Here is a 19,714-nt window from a genome sequence, read left to right on the forward strand (position 1 = left end):
GGGCCTTTAACGACATGGGACTCGAAGAAAAGCTGCCGAGCGGATTCCTGCTGACCACCGTCGAGCAGGCCGCAGGCTGGGTGCGCAAGGCGTCTGTCTTCCCGGCCACTTTCGGCCTCGCCTGCTGCGCCATCGAGATGATGACCACCGGCGCCGGCCGCTACGACCTGGCGCGCTTCGGTATGGAGGTCTTCCGCGGCTCGCCGCGCCAGGCCGACCTGATGATCGTCGCCGGCCGGGTCAGCCAGAAGATGGCGCCGGTGCTCCGGCAGGTCTATGACCAGATGCCGAACCCCAAGTGGGTGATCTCCATGGGGGTCTGCGCCTCCTCGGGCGGCATGTTCAACAACTACGCGATCGTCCAGGGCGTCGACCACATCGTTCCGGTCGACATCTATCTCCCGGGCTGCCCGCCACGGCCCGAGATGCTGCTGGACGCCATCCTCAAGCTCCACCAGAAGATCCAGACCTCCAAGCTCGGCGTGAACGCCGAGGAGGCGGCCCGGGAAGCGGAGGAAGCGGCGCTCAAGGCCCTGCCCACGATCGAGATGAAGGGGCTGCTGCGGTGAGCGACGCGAACGGCACCAACGGCGCGAACGGGTCGAACGGGGTCAACCCCGAGAAGGACCTCAGCGCCTCCAACCTCCCGGGCCAGCGCGGCCAGGGCGGCGAGGAGATCCGCGTCCAGCGCGGCATGTTCGGCGCCAACAACGGCGGCGACACCTCCGGCTACGGCGGCCTGGTCCGCTCGGTCCGACTCCCGGGACCGGCGAGCCGCCCCTACGGGGGTTGGTTCGACGAGGTCGCCGACGAGCTCGAGGGCGCGCTGGAGGAACAGGGACTCCTCCCCGACAACGCGATCGAGAAGACGGTCGTCGACCGCGGCGAACTCACCTTCCACATCGAACGCGAGCACCTGGTCCGCGTCGCCCGCACCCTGCGCGACGACCCGGCCCTGCGCTTCGAGCTGTGCACCGGCGTCAGTGGCGTCCACTACCTCGGCGACAAGGGCCGTGAGCTGCACGCCGTCTACCACCTGCGCTCGATCACCCACAACCGGCTGATCCGCCTCGAAGTCAGCGCCCCCGACAGCGACCCGCACATCCCGTCGCTCGTCTCCGTGTATCCCACGAACGACTGGCACGAGCGCGAGACGTACGACTTCTTCGGCATCGTCTTCGACGGTCACCCCGCCCTGACGCGGATCATGATGCCGGACGACTGGCAGGGCCACCCGCAGCGCAAGGACTACCCCCTCGGCGGCATCCCCGTCGAGTACAAGGGCGCCCAGATCCCGGCTCCGGACCAGCGGAGGTCGTACTCGTGAGCACGCAGTCAGCATCCGCCCGTGAGACCACCGAGGGCACCGTATACACGGTCACCGGTGGCGACTGGGACGAGGTCGTCCAGGCCGCGGCCCGCGCCGACGACGAGCGCATCGTCCTCAACATGGGTCCGCAGCACCCCTCCACCCACGGAGTGCTCCGCCTGATCCTGGAGATCGACGGCGAGACGGTCACCGAGGCCCGCTGCGGCATCGGATATCTCCACACCGGCATCGAGAAGAACCTCGAGTACCGGACCTGGACGCAGGGCACCACGTTCGTGACGCGCATGGATTACCTGACGTCCTTCTTCAACGAGACCGCCTACTGTCTCGCCGTCGAGAAACTCCTCGGCATCGAGGACCAGATCAGCGAGCGCGCCAAGATCATCCGCGTGCTTCTGATGGAGCTGAACCGGCTCTCCTCCCACCTGGTGTGCATCGCCACCGGGGGCATGGAACTCGGCGCCACCACGATCATGATCTACGGATTCCGTGATCGTGAAATGATTCTCGACATCTACGAGCTCATCACGGGCCTGCGGATGAACCACGCGTACATCCGCCCCGGCGGACTCGCCCAGGACCTCCCGCCCGGCGCGGTGGACCAGATCCGCGAGTTCGTGAAGAAGATGAAGAAGAACCTCCCGGAGTACGACAAGCTCGCCACCGGGAACCCCATCTTCAAGGCCCGCATGCAGGACGTCGGCTACCTCGACCTGGCCGGCTGCATGGCCCTCGGCGCCACCGGCCCGATCCTGCGCTCCACCGGCCTGCCGCACGACCTGCGCAAGGCACAGCCGTACTGCGACTACGAGACGTACGACTTCGAGATCCCGACCGCCGACACCTGCGACTCCTACGGGCGCTTCCTGATCCGCCTGGAAGAGATGCGCCAGTCGCTCGGGATCGTCGAGCAGTGCCTGGACCGGCTGCAGCCCGGCCCGGTCATGGTCGCCGACAAGAAGATCGCCTGGCCCGCCCAGCTCGCCCTGGGACCGGACGGACTGGGCAACTCCCTCGACCACATCAAGAAGATCATGGGCACCTCCATGGAGGCCCTGATCCACCACTTCAAGCTGGTCACCGAGGGCTTCCGCGTCCCGCCGGGACAGGCGTACGCGGCCGTCGAGTCGCCCAAGGGCGAGCTCGGGGTGCATGCCGTGTCCGACGGCGGCACCCGCCCCTTCCGGGTCCACTTCCGCGACCCGTCCTTCACCAACCTGCAGGCCATGGCGGCGATGTGCGAGGGCGGCCAGGTCGCCGACGTCATCGTCGCCGTCGCGTCCATCGACCCCGTGATGGGAGGCGTCGACCGGTGACCACCTCTTCTTCTGAGCGGGGCGTCAGCCTGGGCATGCCCGAACTGCCCGCGCCCGCATACCCGGACGACGTTCGAGAACGACTCGAGCGGGACGCGCGCGAGCTCATCGCCCGCTACCCGGACTCCCGGTCCGCCCTCCTGCCGTTGCTGCACCTCGTGCAGTCGGAGGAGGGCCATGTCACGCGCACCGGGATGCGGTTCTGCGCGGACATGCTGCACCTGACCACGGCCGAGGTCACCGCGGTCGCCACCTTCTACACCATGTACCGGCGCAAGCCGAGCGGTGACTATCAGGTGGGCGTCTGCACCAACACCCTGTGCGCGGTGATGGGCGGTGACGCGATCTTCGAGGAGCTCCAGGAGCACCTGGGCGTCGGCAACGGCGAGACCACCGACGACGGCAAGGTCACCCTGGAACACATCGAGTGCAACGCGGCCTGCGACTTCGCACCGGTCGTGATGGTCAACTGGGAGTTCTTCGACAACCAGACCCCGGCGAGCGCCAAGAGCCTCGTCGACGACCTGCGCGCGGGACGGGATGTCGAGCCGACGCGCGGAGCGCGGCTGTGCACCTTCAAGGAGACCGCGCGGATCCTGGCCGGCTTCCCCGACGAGCGGCCCGGGGCCGTCGAGGCAAGCGGCAGTGCGGGACCGGCTTCGCTGGTGGGCCTCCGCCTGGCCAAGGGAGAGACCGCACCCGCGCGAGTGGTCCATCCGCGGGACGGCGGCCCGCATGACGAGCCGCAGGGCAGCGCGGTGCACGAGCCGTCTCCGACCGAGCACCTCAGTTCGCATGACGCGCCGCAGGACACATCGGCATCCGACCCGGCCCACCCGGCAGGGCCTACCGCCGAGGAGGGGGAGTGATGACCTTGGCACCCGAGCTGAAAGACACCAGCCCCGAGAAGCTGCTCGCACCCGTGCTGTCGGCCTTCTGGGACGAGGACAGGTCCTGGACGCTGGACGTCTACCGAAGGCACGAAGGGTACGAGGGACTTCGCAAGGCGCTCGCCATGTCGCCGGACGACCTGATCGCGTACGTCAAGGACTCCGGTCTGCGCGGGCGCGGCGGCGCGGGATTCCCGACGGGAATGAAATGGCAGTTCATTCCCCAGGGTGATGGAAAACCGCACTATCTAGTTGTCAACGCCGACGAATCGGAGCCCGGAACCTGCAAGGACATTCCGCTCCTCTTCGCGAACCCGCATAGCCTCATCGAGGGCATTGTCATCGCGTGTTATGCCATCAGGTCTTCGCATGCCTTCATCTATCTGCGTGGTGAAGTCGTCCCCGTTCTGCGGCGGTTGCACGAGGCCGTGCGCGAGGCCTACGCGGCGGGATACCTCGGCGAGAACATCCTGGGCAGTGGGCTCGATCTCGAACTCACCGTGCACGCCGGCGCGGGCGCGTACATCTGCGGTGAGGAGACCGCACTGCTCGACTCGCTCGAAGGCCGCCGTGGTCAACCGCGGCTTCGTCCCCCCTTCCCTGCGGTGGCAGGTCTCTACGCCTGCCCGACTGTTGTGAACAACGTCGAGTCGATCGCGTCGGTTCCCGCGATTCTGAATCGGGGCAAAGACTGGTTCCGGTCGATGGGCAGCGAGAAGTCACCGGGCTTCACGCTCTACTCGCTCAGCGGCCATGTCGCCAGCCCCGGCCAGTACGAGGCCCCGCTCGGCATCACACTCCGCCAGCTCCTCGAAATGAGCGGCGGGATGCGCCCCGGCCATCGCCTCAAGTTCTGGACACCGGGCGGCTCCTCGACGCCGATGTTCACCGACGAGCACCTCGACGTCCCTCTTGACTACGAAGGAGTGGGCGCCGCGGGTTCCATGCTCGGCACGAAAGCGCTCCAGTGCTTCGACGAGACGACCTGCGTCGTACGCGCCGTCACCCGCTGGACCGAGTTCTACGCCCACGAGTCCTGCGGCAAGTGCACGCCCTGCCGCGAAGGCACGTACTGGCTCGTGCAGTTGCTGCGCGACATCGAGGCAGGCAAGGGCGTGATGAGTGACCTCGACAAGCTGAACGACATCGCCGACAACATCAACGGCAAGTCCTTCTGTGCCCTCGGCGACGGTGCCGCCTCGCCGATCTTCTCCTCGCTGAAGTACTTCCGCGAGGAGTACGAGCAGCACATCACGGGCCGCGGCTGCCCCTTCGACCCGGCCAAGTCGACGGCCTGGGCCGACCACCGCACGGAGGTGAACGCATGACTGTGACCACCAGCGCTCCCTCCGGAGGGGGAGAGGCGGCGGTCCCGCCGGAAGATCTCGTCTCGCTGACCATCGACGGTGTGGAGCTCAGCGTGCCCAAGGGCACTCTGGTCATCCGGGCCGCCGAGCAGCTCGGCATCGAGATCCCCCGCTTCTGCGACCACCCGCTCCTCGACCCGGCCGGCGCCTGCCGCCAGTGCATCGTCGAGGTCGAGGGCCAGCGCAAGCCGATGGCGTCCTGCACGATCACGTGCACGGACGGCATGGTCGTGAAGACCCACCTCACCTCGCCGGTCGCCGAGAAGGCCCAGAAGGGTGTGATGGAGCTCCTGCTCATCAACCACCCGCTGGACTGCCCGGTCTGCGACAAGGGCGGCGAGTGCCCGCTGCAGAACCAGGCCATGTCGCACGGGCACGCCGAGTCCCGCTTCGAGGGAAGGAAGCGGACGTACGAGAAGCCTGTCCCGATCTCCACACAGGTGCTGCTCGACCGCGAGCGGTGCGTGCTGTGCGCCCGCTGCACCCGGTTCTCCAACCAGGTCGCGGGCGACCCGATGATCGAGCTGGTCGAGCGCGGCGCGCTGCAGCAGGTCGGCACCGGTGAGGGCGACCCCTTCGAGTCGTACTTCTCCGGCAACACCATCCAGATCTGCCCGGTCGGCGCGCTGACCTCGGCGGCGTACCGGTTCCGCTCCCGCCCCTTCGACCTCGTCTCCTCGCCGTCGGTGTGCGAGCACTGCTCCGGCGGCTGCGCGACGCGCACCGACCACCGGCGCGGCAAGGTCATGCGGCGCATGGCGGCCAACGACCCCGAGGTCAACGAGGAGTGGATCTGCGACAAGGGGCGGTTCGCCTTCCGGTACGCCCAGCAGCGCGACCGGCTGCAGACGCCTCTGGTGCGCAACGCCGAGGGCGACCTCGAACCGGCGTCCTGGCCGGAGGCCCTGCAGATCGCGGCACAGGGACTGCTCGCCTCGCGCGGCCGGACCGGTGTGCTGGCCGGCGGCCGGCTCACCATCGAGGACGCCTACGCGTACAGCAAGTTCGCGCGCGTGGCGCTCGACACCAACGACGTCGACTTCCGCGCGCGCGTGCACAGCGGCGAGGAGGCCGACTTCCTGGCCGCGCGGGTCGCCGGACACGGCCGCGACCTCGACGGTACGGGCGTCACGTACACCCTCCTGGAGAAGGCGCCGGCCGTCCTGCTGGCCGGGTTCGAGGCCGAGGAGGAGGCGCCCGGCATCTTCCTGCGGCTGCGCAAGGCCTGGCGCAAGCACGGCCAGAAGGTCTTCTCGCTCGCCACGCACTCCACGCGCGGTCTGGAGAAGGCCGGCGGCACGCTGCTGCCCGCCGCTCCCGGCACCGAGACCGAGTGGCTGGACGCACTCGCGGGCGGGGTCGGCCTGGAGGGGGACGGGGCCAAGGCCGCCGAGGCGCTGCGCACCGAGGGTGCGGTGATCGTCGTCGGTGAGCGGCTGGCCGGTGTGGAGGGCGGGCTCACCGCCGCCGTACGGGCCGCGTCCGCGACCGGCGCCCAGCTGGTGTGGATCCCCCGCCGGGCGGGGGAGCGCGGCGCCGTCGAGGCCGGGGCGCTGCCCTCGCTGCTGCCGGGCGGACGCCCGGCGACCGATCCACGCGCGCGTGACGAGGTCGCCACCGTCTGGGGCCTGGCCGAACTCCCGCATCGCTACGGCCGCGACACCGGCCAGATCGTCGAAGCCGCCGCGACCGGTGAACTCCAGGCCCTGCTGGTCGCGGGCGTCGAGGTCGCCGACCTGCCCGATCCGGCACGTGCGCGTGAGGCGCTCGCCGAGGTCGGCTTCGTGGTGTCGCTGGAGCTGCGGCCCGGTGAGGTGACCGAGCTCGCCGATGTCGTGCTGCCGGTCGCCGCGGTCGCCGAGAAGGCAGGGACCTTCCTCAACTGGGAGGGCCGGGTGCGGTTCTTCGAGGCCGCGCTCAAGCCCGACCACATGACCCGCCGCCTGGCCCCGACCGACGCGCGCGTGCTGCAGATGCTGGCCGACGCCATGGACGTACACCTTGGTCTGCCGGATCTGCGCACCACACGCGCGGAGATCGACCGGCTCGGTGCCTGGGACGGACCGCGGGCCACCGACCCCCTGGAGATCGCGGCCCAGTTGCCGCGACCGGCCGCCGGTGAGGCCGTCCTGGCCGGGCACCGGCTGCTGCTCGACCAGGGCCTTCTCCAGGCGGGCGACGAAGCGCTCGCCGGCACCCGGCACGCCGCTCACGCGCGCGTGTCGGCCGCCACGGCCGCCGAGGCCGGCGTCAAGGACGGCGATCTCCTTGCCGTGACCGGCCCCGCCGGAGTCGCCGAACTCCCGCTGCAGATCACGGAGATGCCCGACCGGGTGGTGTGGCTCCCGCTGAACTCGGTGGGCGGTGGCGTCGCCTCCGACACCGGCGCGCTGCCCGGCTCACTCGTCCGCATCGGCCCGGCGACCCTCGCGACCGAAGCCCCTCAGGAGGTGGAGGCATGAGCCCGTTCCTCGCCGCTGAAGACCTCTCGATGTTCGGCCGCGACCCCTGGTGGCTGGTCGTCATCAAGGCGGTGTTCTGCTTCGCCTTCCTGATGGTGACCGTGCTGTTCTCCATCGTCTGGGAGCGCAAGGTCGTCGCTTGGATGCAGCTGCGCATCGGCCCCAACCGGCACGGCCCCTGGGGCATGCTCCAGTCGCTCGCCGACGGCATCAAGCTGATGCTCAAGGAAGACGTCATCGTCAAACGCGCGGACAAGGTGGTCTACGTCCTCGCACCGATCGTCGCGGCCATTCCGGCCTTCATGGCGATCGCGGTGATCCCCTTCGGGCCGGCCGGCAACGAGATCTCGATCTTCGGCCACCGCACCACCATGCAGCTCACCGACCTGCCGATCGCGATGCTCTACATCCTCGCGGTCGCCTCGGTCGGCATCTACGGCATCGTGCTGGCGGGTTGGAGTTCCGGATCCACCTATCCGCTGCTCGGCGGCCTGCGTTCCTGTGCGCAGATGATCTCGTACGAGATCGCGATGGGCGCAGCCTTCGCCTCGGTGTTCCTCTACTCCGGGTCCATGTCGACGTCGGCGATCGTCGAGGCGCAGCAGGACCGCTGGTACATCGTCCTGCTGCCGGTCTCCTTCCTGATCTACATCGTCACGATGGTCGGCGAGACCAACCGCGCCCCGTTCGACATGCCGGAGTCCGAGGGCGACCTGGTCGGCGGCTTCAACACCGAGTACTCGTCGATCAAGTTCGCGATGTTCATGCTCGCCGAGTACGTGAACATGGTGACGGTCTCGGCCGTGTCCGTGACGCTCTTCCTGGGCGGCTGGCGGGCCCCGTACCCGGTCAGCACCTTCTGGGAGGGCGCGAACCACGGCTGGTGGCCGCTGCTCTGGTTCGTGATCAAGGTCCAGCTGCTGCTGTTCTTCTTCATCTGGCTGCGCGGCACGCTCCCACGCGTCCGCTACGACCAGCTGATGAAGCTCGGCTGGAAGGTCCTCATCCCGGTTTCCGTCGTCTGGCTGATGCTCGTCGCGACCGTGCGGACTCTTCGGAACGAGAACTACGACTTCGCCGACATCGCCCTCTACGTCGGTGGCGGCGTCCTCGCCCTGCTGCTCCTCTCCTTCGTCGCGGACATGTTCCGCGAGCGGACGAAGGCGGGCGCACAACCCGTCGAGGAACCCGCCGGCTTCGACGCGATGGCGGGCGGATTCCCCGTACCGCCACTGCCCGGACAGGAGCTTTCGCCGGTGCCCCGGCGCCGCCCGCGCCGTGAGCGGGAGCTGATTGTCAGTGGCGGGCCCGATACTCAGAGTGATGAATCTCTGGATGGAAAGGAGGCGTCCGATGGCTGAGGAGCCCAAGGAGACCAAGCCCGGTTTCATGAACCCCGTCGCAGGCTTCGGCGTGACCTTCAAGGCCATGTTCAAGAAGCGGCTGACCGAGCAGTACCCGGAGCAGCAGAAGACCACCGCTCCCCGCTTCCACGGACGGCACCAGCTCAACCGCCATCCGGACGGCCTGGAGAAGTGCGTCGGCTGCGAGCTGTGCGCCTGGGCCTGCCCTGCCGACGCCATCTACGTGGAGGGCGCCGACAACACCGACGAAGAGCGCTACTCGCCGGGCGAGCGATACGGCCGCGTGTACCAGATCAACTACGCCCGCTGCATCCTGTGCGGCCTGTGCATCGAGGCGTGCCCGACGCGCGCGCTGACGATGACCAACGAGTTCGAGCTCGCGGACTCCAGCCGCGCCAACCTCATCTACACCAAGGAGCAACTGCTCGCCGGACTCGAGGACGGCATGGTCGACAGCCCCCATGCCATCTACCCGGGGACGGACGAGCAGGACTACTACCGGGGCCTGGTGACGGAGGCCGCGCCGGGCACCGAGCGCCAGGTGGCCCTCTCCAAGGGCGAGGTCCCGCAGGAGGCCGCCACGACCTTCGGCGAGGACGAACCGGCGTCCGAGAAGGTGATCGGCCGATGACCGAGCAACTCGCCGCCTACTCCACCTCCACCGGAGAGGCCTTCCAGTTCTGGATCCTCGGCACCGTCGCCGTCATCGGCGCCCTGTGCACCGTCTTCATGAAGAAGGCCGTGCACAGCGCGCTCTGCCTGGCCGGCACCATGATCGTCCTGGCGGTCTTCTACCTCGCCAACGGCGCCTACTTCCTGGGAATCGTGCAGATCGTCGTCTACACCGGCGCGATCATGATGCTGTTCCTGTTCGTGGTGATGCTCGTCGGCGTCACGGCCGCGGACTCCCTGAAGGAGACCATCAAGGGCCAGCGCTGGCTGGCCCTTCTGTGCGGCCTGGGCTTCGGCATCCTGCTGGTCGGGGGTATCGGCAACGCCTCACTGACGGAGTTCAACGGCCTCGCCCAGGCGAACGCGAACGGCAACGTGGAGGGCCTCGCGGCGCTCCTCTTCACCAAGTACGTGTTCGCCTTCGAGATCACCGGTGCCCTGCTGATCACGGCCGCCATCGGCGCCATGGTGCTCACCCACCGCGAGCGCACCGAGCGCGCCAAGACCCAGCGCGAGCTGTCCGAACAGCGCGTCCGCGAAGGCAAGCACGTCCCGCCGCTGCCGGCGCCCGGCGTGTACGCCCGGCACAACGCGGTCGACATCGCGGGCCTGCTGCCCGACGGCACCCCCTCCGACCTCACGGTCAGCAAGACGCTGCGCGAGCGCGGCCAGATCCGTGACGTGTCCACCGAGGCGCTCAACGACCTCAAGGCCCTGGAACAGCGTGCGGAGGAGCGGCTGGAGCGGACCGCGATCGAGCCGTCGACCTTCAAGCGGCCCGAGGAGGCGTCGAAGTGAACCCCGTCAACTACCTCTACCTCGCCGCCCTGTTGTTCACGATCGGCGCCACCGGCGTGCTGATCAGGCGCAACGCGATCGTCGTCTTCATGTGCATCGAGCTCATGCTCAACGCCTGCAACCTCACGCTCGTCGCCTTCTCCCGGATGCACGGCAATCTCGACGGCCAGATCATCGCCTTCTTCACGATGGTCGTCGCCGCCGCCGAGGTCGTGGTCGGGCTCGCGATCATCGTGTCGCTGTTCCGTTCCCGCCACTCGGCCTCGGTCGACGACGCCAGCCTGATGAAGCTCTAAGGGGTCGGAAGAATCGTGGAGAACCTGATTGCGCTGCTGATCGCGGCGCCGTTGCTCGGAGCGGCCGTACTGCTGTGCGGCGGCCGGCGTCTCGACGCCGTCGGCCAGTGGATCGGCACGCTCCTGTCGTTCGTCTCCTTCGTCTTCGGCGTGGTCCTCTTCGCCGACCTGCTGGGCAAGGACGCCGAACACCGCACCCTCACCCAGCACCTGTTCAGCTGGGTCCCGGTCGAGGGCTTCCAGGCGGACGTCGCCTTCCGCCTCGACCAGTTGTCGATGACCTTCGTGCTGCTGATCACCGGCGTCGGCTCGCTGATCCACCTGTACTCGGTCGGGTACATGGAGCACGACGAGCGGCGCCGTCGCTTCTTCGGCTATCTGAACCTGTTCCTCGCGGCGATGCTGCTGCTCGTCCTCGCCGACAACTACCTCCTGCTGTACGTCGGCTGGGAGGGCGTCGGTCTCGCCTCCTACCTGCTGATCGGTTTCTGGCAGCACAAGCCCAGCGCCGCCACCGCAGCGAAGAAGGCCTTCCTGGTCAACCGCGTCGGCGACATGGGCCTGTCGATCGCGATCATGCTGATGTTCCTCTGGTTCGGCACCTTCGCCTTCGGGCCGGTGCTCGGCGGCGAGGGGGAGCCCGGCCTGGTCGGTGACGCGAGCGAGGGCAGGCTCACCGCCATCGGCCTGATGCTGCTGCTCGCCGCCTGCGGCAAGTCCGCCCAGGTGCCGCTGCAGTCGTGGCTCGGGGACGCGATGGAGGGCCCGACCCCGGTCTCGGCCCTCATCCACGCCGCGACGATGGTGACCGCGGGCGTCTACCTGATCGTCCGCTCCGGCGCCGTCTTCAACGCGGCGCCGGACGCGCAGCTGGTGGTCACCATCGTCGGTGCCGTCACGCTCCTCTTCGGTGCGATCGTCGGTTGCGCCAAGGACGACATCAAGAAGGCACTGGCCGGCTCGACCATGTCGCAGATCGGCTACATGATCCTCGCCGCGGGTCTCGGCCCCATCGGCTACGTCTTCGCGATCATGCACCTGGTGACGCACGGCTTCTTCAAGGCCGGGCTGTTCCTCGGCGCCGGTTCGGTCATGCACGGCATGAACGACGAGGTCGACATGCGTAAGTACGGCGGCCTGCGCAAGTACATGCCGGTCACCTTCGTCACCTTCGGCCTCGGCTACCTCGCCATCATCGGCTTCCCCGGTCTGTCCGGCTTCTTCTCCAAGGACAAGATCATCGAGGCGGCGTTCGCCAAGGGCGGCACCGAGGGCTGGATCCTCGGCGGCTGCGCGCTGCTGGGCGCGGCCATCACGGCCTTCTACATGACGCGCGTGATGCTGATGACGTTCTTCGGAGAAGAACGCTGGCGCAAGACCCCGACCCCGTCCCCGGCCGAGCCCAGTGTGGAGCCCGCCGCCGAGACGCGTGGCGAGCGCGCGGAGCCGCACCCGCACGAGTCGCCCAAGGTCATGACGATCCCCATGATCGTGCTGGCCGTCGGGTCGGTGGCCGGCGGTGCGTTCTTCAGCATCGGCGACCGCTTCGTGCACTGGCTGGAGCCCATCACCGGGCACGCCCACGGCAACCCGCCGATCAGCGCGGGAGCGGTCACCGGCGCCACCGTCGCGTGCATGGTCATCGGCGTTGCCATCGCCTACGCCCAATACGGCCGCCGTCCGGTCCCGGCCGTCGCCCCGCGCGGGTCGCTGCTCACCCGGGCCGCCCGGCGCGACCTGCTCCAGGACGACTTCAACCACGTCGTCCTGGTGCGCGGCGGCGAACACCTCACGCGCTCCCTGGTGTACGTCGACCACACCCTGGTCGACGGCGTCGTCAACGGCACGGCGGCCTCGATGGGCGGCCTGTCCGGACGGATGCGCAGGCTGCAGAACGGCTTCGCGCGGTCGTACGCGGTCTCGATGTTCGGCGGTGCGGCGATCCTCATCGCCGCGACCCTGCTGATGAGGGCGGTCTGATACCGATGTCCTTTCCTCTGCTGACAGCGACGGCGGCGCTCCCGGCGATCGGGGCGATCGCCACGGCCGCCGTACCGGCCGCCCAGCGCACCGCCGCCAAGTGGCTGGCGCTGCTCTTCTCGCTCGCCACGCTTGCCCTCGCGATCACCGTCCTGGTCCGCTTCGATCCGGACGGCGACCGCTACCAGCTCACCGAGTCCCACGCCTGGATCGCGGACTTCGGGGTCCGGTACGAACTCGGCGTGGACGGCATCGCGGTGGCGCTGATCGCGCTGACCGCGCTGCTGATCCCGTTCATCGTCCTCGCGGGTTGGCACGACGCCGACCCGCTGGAGACCGGCAGTAGCCGTTGGCGGCCGACGCAGGGCTTCTTCGCCCTGATCCTGGCCGTCGAGGCGATGGTGATCCTCTCCTTCGAGGCCACCGACGTCTTCCTCTTCTACATCTTCTTCGAGGCCATGCTCATCCCGATGTACTTCCTCATCGGAGGCTTCGGGGACCGTGCCCACGAGCACGGCGAGAAGGTGGCGTCGACGCAACGCTCGTACGCGGCCGTGAAGTTCCTGCTCTACAACCTGGTCGGCGGTCTGATCATGCTGGCCGCGGTGATCGGCCTCTATGTGGTGGCCGGGAACTTCAGCCTCCAGGCGATCGCCGAGGCCCGCGCCAACGGCACGCTCGACATGGCGACGAACACCGAACGCTGGCTGTTCCTCGGCTTCTTCTTCGCCTTCGCGGTGAAGGCGCCCCTGTGGCCGCTGCACACCTGGCTGCCCAACGCCATGCAGGAGGCCACCACACCGGTCGCCGTCCTCATCACCGCGGTCGTCGACAAGGTGGGCACCTTCGCGATGCTCCGCTTCTGCCTCCAGCTGTTCCCGGAGGCGAGCAAGTGGGCGACGCCCGCCATCCTCGTGCTGGCGGTGATCAGCATCGTCTACGGGGCTCTGCTCGCGGTCGGTCAGCGTGACATGAAGCGCCTGATCGCGTACGCGTCGATCTCGCACTTCGGCTTCATCATCATGGGCATCTTCGCGATGACCAGCCAGGGCCAGTCCGGTGCGACGCTCTACATGGTCAACCACGGCATCTCCACGGCCGCGTTGATGCTGGTGGCCGGGTTCCTGATCTCGCGGCGCGGCTCGCGGCTCATCGCCGACTACGGCGGTGTGCAGAAGGTCGCCCCGGTGCTCGCCGGTACGTTCCTGATCGGCGGTCTGGCGACCCTGTCGCTGCCGGGACTGGCACCGTTCGTGAGTGAATTCCTGGTCCTGGTCGGCACGTTCACGCGCTACCCGGTGATCGGCATCATCGCCACCTTCGGCATCGTGCTCGCCGCGCTCTACACCCTCGTCCTCTACCAGAGGACGATGACGGGCCCGGTGAAGCCCGAGGTCTCGGCGATGCCCGACCTCAGGGTGCGTGAACTCGTGGTCGTCGCTCCGCTGGTCGTACTGCTGATCTTCCTCGGCGTCTACCCGAAGCCCGTCACGGACATCGTCAACCCGGCGGTCCAGCAGACCATGTCCGACGTACAGAAGAAGGACCCCCAGCCCGAGGTGGAGGCGGCCAAGTGAGCGCATCAGTCGTCCACAGCCTGTGGACAACCGCGGCCGACCCGATCTCGAAGATCGACGCGCCGAAGATCGAGTACGGACAACTGTCGCCCACTTTGATCGTCGTCGGCGCGGCGATCGTCGGGGTGCTGATCGAGGCGGTCGTCCCGCGCAAGGCTCGCTACTACGCGCAGGTGTTCGTCTGCGTCGTGGCGCTGGTAGCGGCCTTCGCCGCGGTCGTGGCGCTGGCGGCCGGCGGGTACGCCACGACCAAGGCGGGCATCGCCGCGATGGGTGCGATCGCCGTCGACGGACCTGCCCTGTTCCTGCAGGGCACGATCCTGCTGGCGGGCCTGGTCGGCCTCTTCACCTTCGCCGAGCGGCGACTCGACCCGGCGGCGCACGGCAACCGGGTCGACTCCTTCGCCGCGCAGGCCGCCTCCGTGCCGGGCAGCGACAGTGAGAAGGCCGCCGTGAAGGCCGGGTTCACCACCACCGAGGTGTTCCCCCTGCTGATGTTCGCGGTCGCCGGCATGCTGATCTTCCCGGCGGCCAACGACCTGCTGACGCTGTTCATCGCCCTGGAAGTCTTTTCGCTCCCGCTGTACCTGATGTGCGCGCTGGCCCGCCGCAAGCGGCTGATGTCGCAGGAGGCCGCGGTCAAGTACTTCCTGCTGGGTGCCTTCGCGTCCGCGTTCACGCTGTTCGGCATCGCGCTGCTGTACGGCTACGCGGGCTCCGTGTCGTACGCGACGATCGCGCAGGTCGTCGACGGCACGGTGCCGGACGTCAGCCCGGCGCTCGCGGACACGATGGGCAACGACGCGCTGCTGCTGGTCGGCGCCGCGATGATCGTCATGGGCCTGCTGTTCAAGGTGGGCGCGGTGCCGTTCCACATGTGGACGCCGGACGTCTACCAGGGCGCGCCGACGCCAGTGACCGGGTTCATGGCGGCGGCGACGAAGGTGGCGGCGTTCGGTGCGCTGCTGCGTCTGCTGTACGTCGTCCTGCCCGGCCTGCGCTGGGACTGGCGACCGGTCATGTGGGGCGTGGCGATCATCACCATGCTGGGCGGCGCGATCGTCGCGATCACACAGACCGACATCAAGCGGCTGCTGGCGTACTCGTCGATCGCGCACGCGGGCTTCATCCTCGCGGGTGTCATCGCGGCCACGCCGTCCGGAGTGTCGTCCGTCCTCTTCTACCTTGCTGCGTACTCGTTCGTGACCATCGGCGCGTTCGCGGTGGTGACGCTGGTGCGCGACGCCGGTGGCGAGGCGACGCACCTGTCCAAGTGGGCCGGTCTGGGCCGCCGTTCGCCGCTGGTCGCGGCCGTCTTCGCGGTGTTCCTGCTGGCCTTCGCGGGCATTCCGCTGACCTCCGGCTTCGCCGGGAAGTTCGCCGTGTTCAAGGCGGCGGCGGAGGGCGGGGCCGGCCCGCTGGTCGTGGTCGGTGTGATCTCGTCCGCGATCGCGGCGTTCTTCTACATCCGCGTCATCGTGCTGATGTTCTTCAGCGAGCCGAACCCGGAGGGGCCGACGGTCGCCGTGCCGTCGCCGCTGACGATGACGGCGATCGGGGTGGGCGTGGCGGTCACGCTGGTGCTGGGTGTGGCGCCGCAGTACTTCCTGGATCTGGCGAGTACCGCGGGAGTGTTCGTGCGCTGACGCGGTGCCCTCCTGTGCGGCAGCGGCCCGGCTTCCCTGCGAGGGGAGCCGGGCCGCTGTGACGTGCCGGGGCCGCTACTCGTCCTTGTCGCGGCGCGTCTTGATCTGGGTGAGGTCCAGGTCGACCGGAAAGGGAGCCTCCAGCTTCATTCGCTCACGGAAGATCCCCACGCTGGTGTACGCGCGGGTGGTGGGCTCCAGCTCAAAGGCGTGCACCGCTGCGCGGCCCTTCTCGTTCTCCACCCTCCAGTAGTGGGGGATCTTCGCGCGGGCGTACTTCAGCGGCTTGGTCTCTCGGTCCCGGGACACGGAGTCGGCTGAGACGACCTCGATGGCCAGGAGGACCGCCTCCGCCGGGAACCGCGTCTGCTCCGATTCCTCCACCACGTCCCCGCGCACGACGATCACATCCGGCTCGGGCCGGTTCTGCCGGTCGATGTCGATAGTGAACTCGCGGATGACCTCGAACTCCGCCGGGGCCAGGGACTGGAGCTGCCACTTGAAGAAGTCAACAGCGCGTTCGTGAAAGAGGGGCTGCGGACTCACGAAGACCAGGCTCCCGTCGATCAGCTCCGTGTGCGGAGGAAGATTCGGGAGGCGGTCCAGGTCGTCGGCGGTCCAGCCGCCTTCCGGCGGGGTCGGCCAGCTGGGTGTGGACGCCTTCGGTGCGACGCTCATCAGTGCTCCCATGGGACGGAGTCTCGCCGGTGCTTTGAGGCTATCGGTCGGAAACGGGCGGGTCTCCTCCGCACGTGTGAACGAGTGTCGTGTCCTTGACGGGGGCGGCGCCCGTGGAGGCCTGTGGATAACTCCGGTGCTGTCGGTGCCGACCCCTATCGTGGATGCAGTGGTCGAGGGACGACGTACGGGGGACATGGCGATGGGTGCGACGGGTGGGATCAGTGAGATGCCAAGGGTGACCGAGGCGGCACAGGCGAGCGGTGGCGAGGCGCTGGCCGCGCTGCACCGGGTCTTCGGGTACGACGCCTTCCGCGGCGAGCAGGAAGCCGTCATCGAGCATGTGGTGGCGGGCGGCGACGCCGTGGTGCTCATGCCGACCGGTGGCGGCAAGTCGCTGTGCTACCAGATTCCCTCCCTGGTCAGACCGGGTACCGGCATCGTCGTCTCGCCGCTCATCGCGCTGATGCAGGACCAGGTGGATGCGCTGCGGGCGCTCGGTGTGCGTGCCGGGTTCATGAACTCCACGCAGGACTTCGACGAGCGGCGGGTGGTGGAGGCGGAGTTCCTGGCGGGTGAGCTGGACCTGCTCTACCTCGCACCGGAGCGACTGCGGCTCGACTCGACGCTGGACCTGCTGTCGCGCGGCAAGATCGCGGTGTTCGCGATCGACGAGGCGCACTGCGTGTCCCAGTGGGGCCACGACTTCCGCCCCGACTATCTGACCCTCTCGCTGCTCGGCGAGCGCTGGCCGGACGTGCCACGGATCGCGCTCACGGCGACGGCCACGCATGCGACGCACCAGGAGATCACCCAGCGGCTGAACATGCCGACTGCCCGGCATTTCGTGGCGAGCTTCGACCGGCCCAACATCCAGTACCGGATCGTGCCGAAGGCGGACCCGAAGAAGCAGCTGCTGAGTTTCCTGCGGGAGGAGCACGCGGGCGACGCGGGCATCGTGTACTGCCTGTCGCGCAAGTCGGTGGAGGCGACGGCCGAGTTCCTGAGCCGAAACGGCATCGAGGCGGTGCCCTACCACGCCGGCCTGGACGCGGGCACGCGCGCGGCGCACCAGTCCCGGTTCCTGCGGGAGGAGGGCCTGATCGTGGTGGCGACCATCGCCTTCGGGATGGGCATCGACAAGCCGGACGTGCGCTTCGTCGCCCACCTCGACCTGCCCAAGTCGGTCGAGGGCTACTACCAGGAGACGGGCCGCGCCGGCCGTGACGGTCTCCCCTCCACGGCCTGGATGGCCTACGGCCTCAACGACGTCATACAGCAGCGCAAGCTGATCCAGTCGGGCGAGGGCGACGAGGCGTTCCGGCGCCGGGCCGCCTCGCACCTGGACGCGATGCTGGCGCTGTGCGAGACGGCGCAGTGCCGACGCGGTCAGCTGCTCGCCTACTTCGGCCAGGACCCGGATCCGGTGGGCTGCGGCAACTGCGACACCTGCCTGACACCGCCGGAGACCTGGGACGGCACCGTCGCGGCGCAGAAGGTGCTGTCGACGGTGGTGCGGCTGCAGCGGGAGCGGGGGCAGAAGTTCGGGGCGCTGCAGATCGTCGACATCCTGCTGGGGCGGCGCACCGGCAAGGTGATCCAGTTCGATCACGACCAGCTGTCCGTGTTCGGCATCGGCGAGGAGCTGGGAGAGGGCGAATGGCGGGGCGTCATCCGGCAGTTGCTGGCCCAGGGGCTGCTCGCGGTCGAGGGGGAGTACGGGACGCTCGTGCTGACGGAGGCCAGTGGGTCGGTGCTGCGCCGGGAGCGGGAGGTGCCGCTGCGCAAGGAGCCGAAGAAGCCGGCGACCTCGCGGTCGGCGTCGGGGTCGGGTTCCGCGGGCTCCGGGCGTGGCGAGCGCAAGGCGAAGGCCGCGGTGGCCGAGCTGCCGGAGGAGCTGGTGCCGGCCTTCGAGGCGCTGCGGGCGTGGCGTGCCGAGCAGGCTCGGGAGCAGGGCGTCCCGGCGTATGTGATCTTCCATGACGCGACGCTGCGGGAGATCGTGACGGTGTGGCCCGCGACCGTGCGGGAGCTCGGCGGCGTCAGCGGCGTGGGGGAGAAGAAGCTGGTGACGTATGGGGAGGGGGTGCTTCAGGTGTTGGGCTCGGTGCGTGGGGAGCCTCGTGTGGCGGCGTCGGCCGAGGCGGATCCAGGGGCCCCGGAGGCGGATCCAGGGGCGGATCACGGGGCGGGTCTCGGGGCGGACGACTGGCCCGAGATGGATGCGGAGCCGGAGGACTGGGCCTAGAGGGCGGCAGCGTAGCTCGGCAGTTGCCGCGTGCCCGGTGCTGACGCTGGGCGCCGGGTGCCGTGCGGGAACGCCCGCTCCAGCACGACGGTCAGGCCAGCGCCGTCAGCCCTGGAGCGAAGGTGATCAGCAGCGGGAGCAGCGGCACCAGCGCTGCCAGCGCCGTCGTGAGGGCCCGGTGGCGGCGGCCCAGGCGCGGCGGGGGCTGGAGGAGGCGGTTGACGCGTTCGCCCAGGAGGCGGTGGGTGGAGGCGCAGGAGAGAACGCCCCGGTGTTGGTTGAGCTCGATCAGGGCCAGTGCCGTCGTCAGGTGACCGCAGCGGCGGGACGCCGTGTCGTCGGCGGCCAGTTCGACCAGGCGGTGGGTCTGGTCGCAGAAGTGGGCGAACAACGGGATGCGGGGGAAACCGGTGGCGAGCGCGGTGGAGAGGTACAGCAGCCAGTCGTGGCGGGCTTGGGCGTGGCCACGTTCATGGGTGAGGACGGCGTCGAGCTGGTGGTCGGTCAGGCGGTGCAGGGCGCCGGTGGTGACGATCAGCTGGGGCGGGCTGCCGGGCATCCACCAGGCGTCGGGGTACTCGTCCTCCAGCACCAGGAGCGGGCCGCGCGCCGAGCCGAGGCCGGCGGGCAGGTCGGGGGCGCGTTCGCGCAGGTGGGCCCTGGCCTGGCCGCGTCGCCGGCGCGCCTCGACGAGTTCGCGGGCCAGCATCGCGGTCGTCCAGGCGGCCCCGCAGGCCAGCAGCACGCTGAGGGTGGCCGCCCAGGCGGGCGCGGCCGAGAGGTCGTACGCCTCGGTCACCGACGGGGGCGCCGGAGCGAAGAGCTGGGCGCGGACCGTGCCGAAGACTGCGGCGGTGCCCAGGGCCAGGGCCGTCAGGCAGCACAGCAGTACGGTGGCGACCAGGCACTGCCACACCCAGAGCGCGACGACGGGTTCCTGTTCGGGCCAGGTGGCGCGGGTCAGTGCCCGGGGAACGGGCACGGCGGCCGTCAGGGCGACGATGCTCAACAGGAGCAGGCAGACGGTCATGCCAAGGGCTCCGGATCCTGGTCAGGGAAGGTGCGGGGGCGGCTGTACGGGGCGGTGGGC

The 19,714-nt window shown here is 69.1% G+C and carries 16 protein-coding genes; 14 read left to right on the forward strand and 2 right to left on the reverse strand.

Annotated elements, in window-relative coordinates; genetic code table 11:
• Nucleotides 1–14 precede the first annotated feature (14 nt).
• The 13 genes from PBV52_RS28560 to nuoN are packed head-to-tail and all read left to right on the forward strand — an operon-like array spanning nt 15 to nt 15,698.
• A complete protein-coding gene (locus PBV52_RS28560) occupies nt 15–569 on the forward strand; it encodes an NADH-quinone oxidoreductase subunit B family protein (RefSeq protein ID WP_056552623.1) in 555 nt (184 codons plus the stop codon).
• A complete protein-coding gene (locus PBV52_RS28565) occupies nt 566–1,327 on the forward strand; it encodes an NADH-quinone oxidoreductase subunit C (RefSeq protein ID WP_274242085.1) in 762 nt (253 codons plus the stop codon). The genes PBV52_RS28560 and PBV52_RS28565 overlap by 4 nt, the downstream gene beginning before the upstream one ends.
• Nucleotides 1,324–2,646, forward strand: a complete 1,323-nt coding sequence (locus tag PBV52_RS28570) for an NADH-quinone oxidoreductase subunit D (protein ID WP_274242086.1) — start codon at nt 1,324–1,326, stop codon at nt 2,644–2,646. Before PBV52_RS28565 ends, PBV52_RS28570 begins: the two co-directional genes overlap by 4 nt.
• On the forward strand, nt 2,643–3,515 hold the full coding sequence (gene nuoE / locus PBV52_RS28575; protein WP_274242088.1) for an NADH-quinone oxidoreductase subunit NuoE: 873 nt from the start codon (nt 2,643–2,645) through the stop codon (nt 3,513–3,515). Before PBV52_RS28570 ends, nuoE begins: the two co-directional genes overlap by 4 nt.
• Complete coding sequence (gene nuoF / locus PBV52_RS28580) at nt 3,515–4,864, forward strand: NADH-quinone oxidoreductase subunit NuoF (protein ID WP_373921916.1); 1,350 nt, start codon at nt 3,515–3,517, stop codon at nt 4,862–4,864. Before nuoE ends, nuoF begins: the two co-directional genes overlap by 1 nt.
• A complete protein-coding gene (locus PBV52_RS28585) occupies nt 4,861–7,365 on the forward strand; it encodes an NADH-quinone oxidoreductase subunit G (protein WP_274242091.1) in 2,505 nt (834 codons plus the stop codon). Before nuoF ends, PBV52_RS28585 begins: the two co-directional genes overlap by 4 nt.
• Entirely contained in the window at nt 7,362–8,726 is a 1,365-nt protein-coding gene (gene nuoH / locus PBV52_RS28590; protein WP_274242092.1) for an NADH-quinone oxidoreductase subunit NuoH, read from the forward strand. The genes PBV52_RS28585 and nuoH overlap by 4 nt, the downstream gene beginning before the upstream one ends.
• Nucleotides 8,719–9,360 carry an NADH-quinone oxidoreductase subunit NuoI gene (nuoI, locus tag PBV52_RS28595; RefSeq protein ID WP_274242093.1) on the forward strand — a complete coding sequence of 214 codons (642 nt, stop codon included), beginning with the start codon at nt 8,719–8,721 and terminating at the stop codon, nt 9,358–9,360. The genes nuoH and nuoI overlap by 8 nt, the downstream gene beginning before the upstream one ends.
• On the forward strand, nt 9,357–10,199 hold the full coding sequence (locus PBV52_RS28600) for an NADH-quinone oxidoreductase subunit J (protein ID WP_274242094.1): 843 nt from the start codon (nt 9,357–9,359) through the stop codon (nt 10,197–10,199). Before nuoI ends, PBV52_RS28600 begins: the two co-directional genes overlap by 4 nt.
• Nucleotides 10,196–10,495 (forward strand): NADH-quinone oxidoreductase subunit NuoK, encoded by a 300-nt coding sequence (gene nuoK / locus PBV52_RS28605; RefSeq protein WP_003998919.1) that lies wholly within the window; start codon nt 10,196–10,198, stop codon nt 10,493–10,495. Before PBV52_RS28600 ends, nuoK begins: the two co-directional genes overlap by 4 nt.
• Nucleotides 10,496–10,510: 15 nt before the next feature.
• Complete coding sequence (gene nuoL / locus PBV52_RS28610) at nt 10,511–12,475, forward strand: NADH-quinone oxidoreductase subunit L (protein ID WP_274242096.1); 1,965 nt, start codon at nt 10,511–10,513, stop codon at nt 12,473–12,475.
• 5 nt (nt 12,476–12,480) lie between these two features.
• Nucleotides 12,481–14,052 carry an NADH-quinone oxidoreductase subunit M gene (locus PBV52_RS28615; protein WP_274242097.1) on the forward strand — a complete coding sequence of 524 codons (1,572 nt, stop codon included), beginning with the start codon at nt 12,481–12,483 and terminating at the stop codon, nt 14,050–14,052.
• Nucleotides 14,049–15,698 (forward strand): NADH-quinone oxidoreductase subunit NuoN, encoded by a 1,650-nt coding sequence (nuoN, locus tag PBV52_RS28620; protein WP_274242098.1) that lies wholly within the window; start codon nt 14,049–14,051, stop codon nt 15,696–15,698. The genes PBV52_RS28615 and nuoN overlap by 4 nt, the downstream gene beginning before the upstream one ends.
• A 75-nt stretch (nt 15,699–15,773) precedes the next feature.
• Here nuoN and PBV52_RS28625 read toward each other — a convergent pair whose 3' ends face one another.
• Nucleotides 15,774–16,376: a Uma2 family endonuclease gene (locus PBV52_RS28625; RefSeq protein ID WP_274242099.1), complete on the reverse strand. Its 603-nt coding sequence runs from the start codon at nt 16,374–16,376 to the stop codon at nt 15,774–15,776.
• A 202-nt stretch (nt 16,377–16,578) separates the two neighbouring features.
• Between PBV52_RS28625 and recQ the strand changes: the two genes are divergently transcribed.
• A complete protein-coding gene (gene recQ / locus PBV52_RS28630; RefSeq protein WP_373922031.1) occupies nt 16,579–18,624 on the forward strand; it encodes a DNA helicase RecQ in 2,046 nt (681 codons plus the stop codon).
• Between the two features lie 91 nt (nt 18,625–18,715).
• Here recQ and PBV52_RS28635 read toward each other — a convergent pair whose 3' ends face one another.
• Nucleotides 18,716–19,654 carry a M56 family metallopeptidase gene (locus PBV52_RS28635; RefSeq protein WP_274242102.1) on the reverse strand — a complete coding sequence of 313 codons (939 nt, stop codon included), beginning with the start codon at nt 19,652–19,654 and terminating at the stop codon, nt 18,716–18,718.
• Between the last annotated feature and the right edge of the window lie 60 nt (nt 19,655–19,714).

Source organism: Streptomyces sp. T12, from assembly GCF_028736035.1.
Taxonomy (GTDB): Bacteria; Actinomycetota; Actinomycetes; order Streptomycetales; family Streptomycetaceae; genus Streptomyces.

What these genes read in the sequence shown, in the direction of transcription:
- PBV52_RS28615 (WP_274242097.1), top strand. Translation starts at nt 12,481, where the DNA reads ATGTCCTTTCCTCTGCTGACAGCGACGGCGGCGCTCCCGGCGATCGGG.
- PBV52_RS28635 (WP_274242102.1), bottom strand. Translation starts at nt 19,654, where the DNA reads ATGACCGTCTGCCTGCTCCTGTTGAGCATCGTCGCCCTGACGGCCGCC.
- recQ (WP_373922031.1), top strand. Translation starts at nt 16,579, where the DNA reads ATGGGTGCGACGGGTGGGATCAGTGAGATGCCAAGGGTGACCGAGGCG.
- nuoF (WP_373921916.1), top strand. Translation starts at nt 3,515, where the DNA reads ATGACCTTGGCACCCGAGCTGAAAGACACCAGCCCCGAGAAGCTGCTC.
- PBV52_RS28560 (WP_056552623.1), top strand. Translation starts at nt 15, where the DNA reads ATGGGACTCGAAGAAAAGCTGCCGAGCGGATTCCTGCTGACCACCGTC.
- PBV52_RS28585 (WP_274242091.1), top strand. Translation starts at nt 4,861, where the DNA reads ATGACTGTGACCACCAGCGCTCCCTCCGGAGGGGGAGAGGCGGCGGTC.
- PBV52_RS28625 (WP_274242099.1), bottom strand. Translation starts at nt 16,376, where the DNA reads ATGAGCGTCGCACCGAAGGCGTCCACACCCAGCTGGCCGACCCCGCCG.
- PBV52_RS28600 (WP_274242094.1), top strand. Translation starts at nt 9,357, where the DNA reads ATGACCGAGCAACTCGCCGCCTACTCCACCTCCACCGGAGAGGCCTTC.
- nuoI (WP_274242093.1), top strand. Translation starts at nt 8,719, where the DNA reads ATGGCTGAGGAGCCCAAGGAGACCAAGCCCGGTTTCATGAACCCCGTC.
- nuoH (WP_274242092.1), top strand. Translation starts at nt 7,362, where the DNA reads ATGAGCCCGTTCCTCGCCGCTGAAGACCTCTCGATGTTCGGCCGCGAC.